This window comes from Streptomyces sp. NPDC048415, from assembly GCF_040651675.1.
Classification (GTDB): Bacteria; Actinomycetota; Actinomycetes; order Streptomycetales; family Streptomycetaceae; genus Streptomyces.
The window spans coordinates 1-3,060 of record NZ_JBEZKJ010000206.1; the positions used below are offsets into that span (position 1 = coordinate 1).

Below are 3,060 nucleotides of genomic sequence, written 5' to 3' on the forward strand. Positions count from 1 at the left end.
CGTTCCCACTCGAACGCTTCACTGAAGCCATCACGCTCGCCGAAACACCCGGACATGGCGCCAAACCACTCTTCGTCTTCGAAGACGGCCGGGACAACGGCGACAGGTAGGACGCGGTATCCGGATAGTGAGGTACCCCCGAGGTACGAAGGAAGCTGACAGCAGGTCAGATGGGACTCATGAGAGGACCTATGACCCTGGCTCTTCGAGGAGAAGCACTACGCCGAGCAGGCGACGGCCGAACCGACGAACCTGAACGGGGATAACGGGGAGAATCGGAAGAACCGGTCCCGGCGCACTGCGCGTCGTGGGCGGTGGTACGAGCACGTCTGCGGACCGCCACAGGGGCGGTCCGCCCGCGCACGAGCCGTCAGAACCCCTCCTCGACCGGCGCGTTGGCCGGGCAGCGGCCGGTCAGGCTGTCTGCGGCAGAGCCCGCCCCGTCGCCTCGGCTTCCTTCGGCGCGGCGGGTCCCGTCCGCTCGGGGCCCTGGCCCCGCCCTCGGCTGAGCTGCGCCCCGACCGCCGAGGTCACCAGGCTCAGAGCCGCGGCCGTGTACCAGACGGCCCGGAAGTCGTGGTGCGAGGTGGCGTCGACATGGGAGCCGACGACCGCGACCAGGACGGCGACGCCGATCGTGGCCGAGATCTGGCGCACTGAGTTGACCAGCGCCGACCCGGTCGCCGCGCGGTGGGCCGGTACCGCGTGCACGCCGGCGGCCACCAGTGTGCCCAGGGCCAGGCCCACTCCCGCACCGGTCAGCAGCTGGCTGGGCAGCAGCTCACTCGCGTAGTCCGGTGTGACCGATGCGAAGATCGCGAACCACACCATGCCACCGGCGAACAGCACGCCGCCCGCCGCGATCAGCGGTCCCTGCCCGAAGCGCTGCGCGGCGCGGGTGGTCAGCACGGTGACGACGGGCACGAGGGCGGGGCCGGGGGCCAGGGCGAGACCGGTGCGCAGCGCGCTCCAGTGCCAGACCTCCTGACACCACAGCACGTTCGACAGCAGCATGATCGAGAAGGCCACGCCGAACAGGAGGCTGCCCGCGTTCGCCGCACCGAAGCGCGGCAGCCGCAGCAGGTCCAGCTCGAACAGCGGACGGGGGTGCCGCAGGGACCGGAGCGCGAACGCGGCGCCGCCGATCACGGCGACGGCCAGCAGCAGTAGGGTCTCGCCGCTCGTCCAGCCCTGGTCGGGTGCCTGCACCAGCGTCCCGGACAGTGACGCGATCGAGACGATTACCAGCAGGGCGCCGAGGAGGTCGGGCAGCGGCCCGGTCTCCTGCGCGGCCGGCTTCGGCAGCGCTGATCGGCCGACGACGAGCGCCGCGATGCCGATGGGCAGGTTGACGGCGAAGACCCACCGCCAGTCCACCTCGGTCAGCAGGCCACCGGCGACGGGCCCGGCGGCCGCGGCGAGTCCGCCGACCCCGGCCCAGCCGCGGGTGGCCTGGGTGCGGCGCTCGGCCGGCACCGCCGCCAGCAGCAGGGCCAGGGAGGTCGGGATCTGGGCCGACGCCCCTACGGCCTGCACCACCCGGGCCACGATGAGGGTTCCCAGGTTCGGGGCCAGGGCACAGCCCAGCGACGCGAGCGTGAATACGGCGATCCCGGCGAGGAAGACCGGCCGCTGCCCTATGCGGTCACCGGCACGCCCGGCCACCACCAGCAGCGCGGCGAAGGTGATCGCGTAGGCGTTGAGGACCCAGGACAGCGATCCGAGGCCCGCTGCGCCGCCGCCTTCGGAGAAGTCCTCTCCCACGGCGGGCAGCGCGACGTTGACGATCAGCAGATCCAGGTTGGTCATGAAGACGGCCACCAGGACGACTACGGCGGCCGTCCGAGGGTGCTTTGAGAATCGAAGCAGAGTGGACATGGTGCAACCCAAGCACAGGGTGATTTGGAAATCAAACTTCGCTCGGTGATACTGGGACAATGACCACACGCATCGACCCCCGGGACATGGCGGGGCGCCCGTGCTCCCTCGCCGCGGCCCTCCAGATCATCGGTGACCGCTGGGCCCTGCCGGCGATCCGCGAGGTCATGCTCGGCAACCACCGCTTCCGGCAGATCGCCAGGAACACCGGCGCTCCCACGGACCGGCTCGCCGCGCGCCTGAAGGCGCTGGTGGAGAGTGGCATCCTCGAGCGGCGCCCGCTGCCGGACGACGCCCGCTACAGCGGCTACTACCTGACGGAGGCCGGGCGCGATCTGGGGGCCATCACCCGCGAGCTGATCGGCTGGGGCGACCGCTGGGTCGTCACCGCACCGCCCGGCCGGATCCGGCACCGGGATCACGAACTCGTCACCCACACGGTGTGCGAGACCTGCGGCGAGCGGGTCCACGGGGAAGATGTCCACCGGGACGACCTCGTGCCCGGCTGGGACCAGTCGGGCCCGGTGACGACCCCGTAGACCCAACGGCCCCATCTCGGCGAAACGAAGGACCGGCATGATCAACGGCGCCCACGTCATCCTCTACAGCCAGGACGCGGAGGCCGACCGCGCCTTCATCCGCGACGTCCTCGCCTTCCCCGGTGTTGACGCGGGCGGCGGGTGGCTGATCTTCAAACTGCCCCCGGCAGAGATCGCCGTACATCCCACCGAGGGCGCCCCCCAGCACGAGTTCTACCTGATGTGCGACGACCTCGACGCCCAGCTCGGGGAACTGCGCGCGCGGGGCGTCGAGATCACCCGCCCGGTCAGCGAACAGCGCTGGGGCAGGCTGACGGCGGTGCGTCTGCCCAGTGGCGCCGAACTGCCGCTGTACGAACCTCGCCACCCCGTGGCCCACAGTCTGTGACACTCGAGCGGCCCCGCCCGGGGGCCACCGGATGTGCTGACGGCACCGCCCCGTCACGGTGAACCAGGTCGCCTGTGAAAGCCGTCGTGGTGCCTGGTCGCGGGGGCTGGTGGAATCATCCGCCGGGACGATCGCGTTCCCCCGCGGGAAGCCGGGCAGAGGCGGCCCGGATGGTGAGAAAGGTGCGACATGCTGGAGACGGTGGGCCTGACGGCCGACGAGAGCGAGGTGTACCGCCTTCTGGTCGCCACCGGG

The 3,060-nt window shown here is 71.1% G+C and carries 3 protein-coding genes; 2 read left to right on the plus strand and 1 reads right to left on the minus strand.

Annotation, left to right across the window (positions count from 1 at the left end; all coding sequences use genetic code 11):
- Positions 1-414: 414 nt before the first annotated feature.
- A complete protein-coding gene (locus AB0D27_RS45230) occupies positions 415-1,878 on the minus strand; it encodes an MFS transporter (protein ID WP_362521454.1) in 1,464 nt (487 codons plus the stop codon).
- A 59-nt stretch (positions 1,879-1,937) separates the two neighbouring features.
- Here AB0D27_RS45230 and AB0D27_RS45235 point away from each other — a divergent pair, with 59 nt between their 5' ends.
- Together AB0D27_RS45235 and AB0D27_RS45240 are read left to right on the plus strand one after the other, a co-directional pair.
- Positions 1,938-2,417, plus strand: coding sequence for a helix-turn-helix domain-containing protein (locus tag AB0D27_RS45235; RefSeq protein WP_362521457.1), 480 nt, complete (start codon positions 1,938-1,940; stop codon positions 2,415-2,417).
- A 37-nt stretch (positions 2,418-2,454) separates the two neighbouring features.
- Entirely contained in the window at positions 2,455-2,805 is a 351-nt protein-coding gene (locus tag AB0D27_RS45240) for an extradiol dioxygenase (RefSeq protein WP_360482812.1), read from the plus strand.
- The last annotated feature ends 255 nt before the right edge of the window (positions 2,806-3,060 follow it).

Bases quoted from the DNA above. Each gene is read 5' to 3' on its own strand.
- AB0D27_RS45230 (WP_362521454.1), bottom strand. From the start codon at position 1,878: ATGTCCACTCTGCTTCGATTCTCAAAGCACCCTCGGACGGCCGCCGTA.
- AB0D27_RS45235 (WP_362521457.1), top strand. From the start codon at position 1,938: ATGACCACACGCATCGACCCCCGGGACATGGCGGGGCGCCCGTGCTCC.
- AB0D27_RS45240 (WP_360482812.1), top strand. From the start codon at position 2,455: ATGATCAACGGCGCCCACGTCATCCTCTACAGCCAGGACGCGGAGGCC.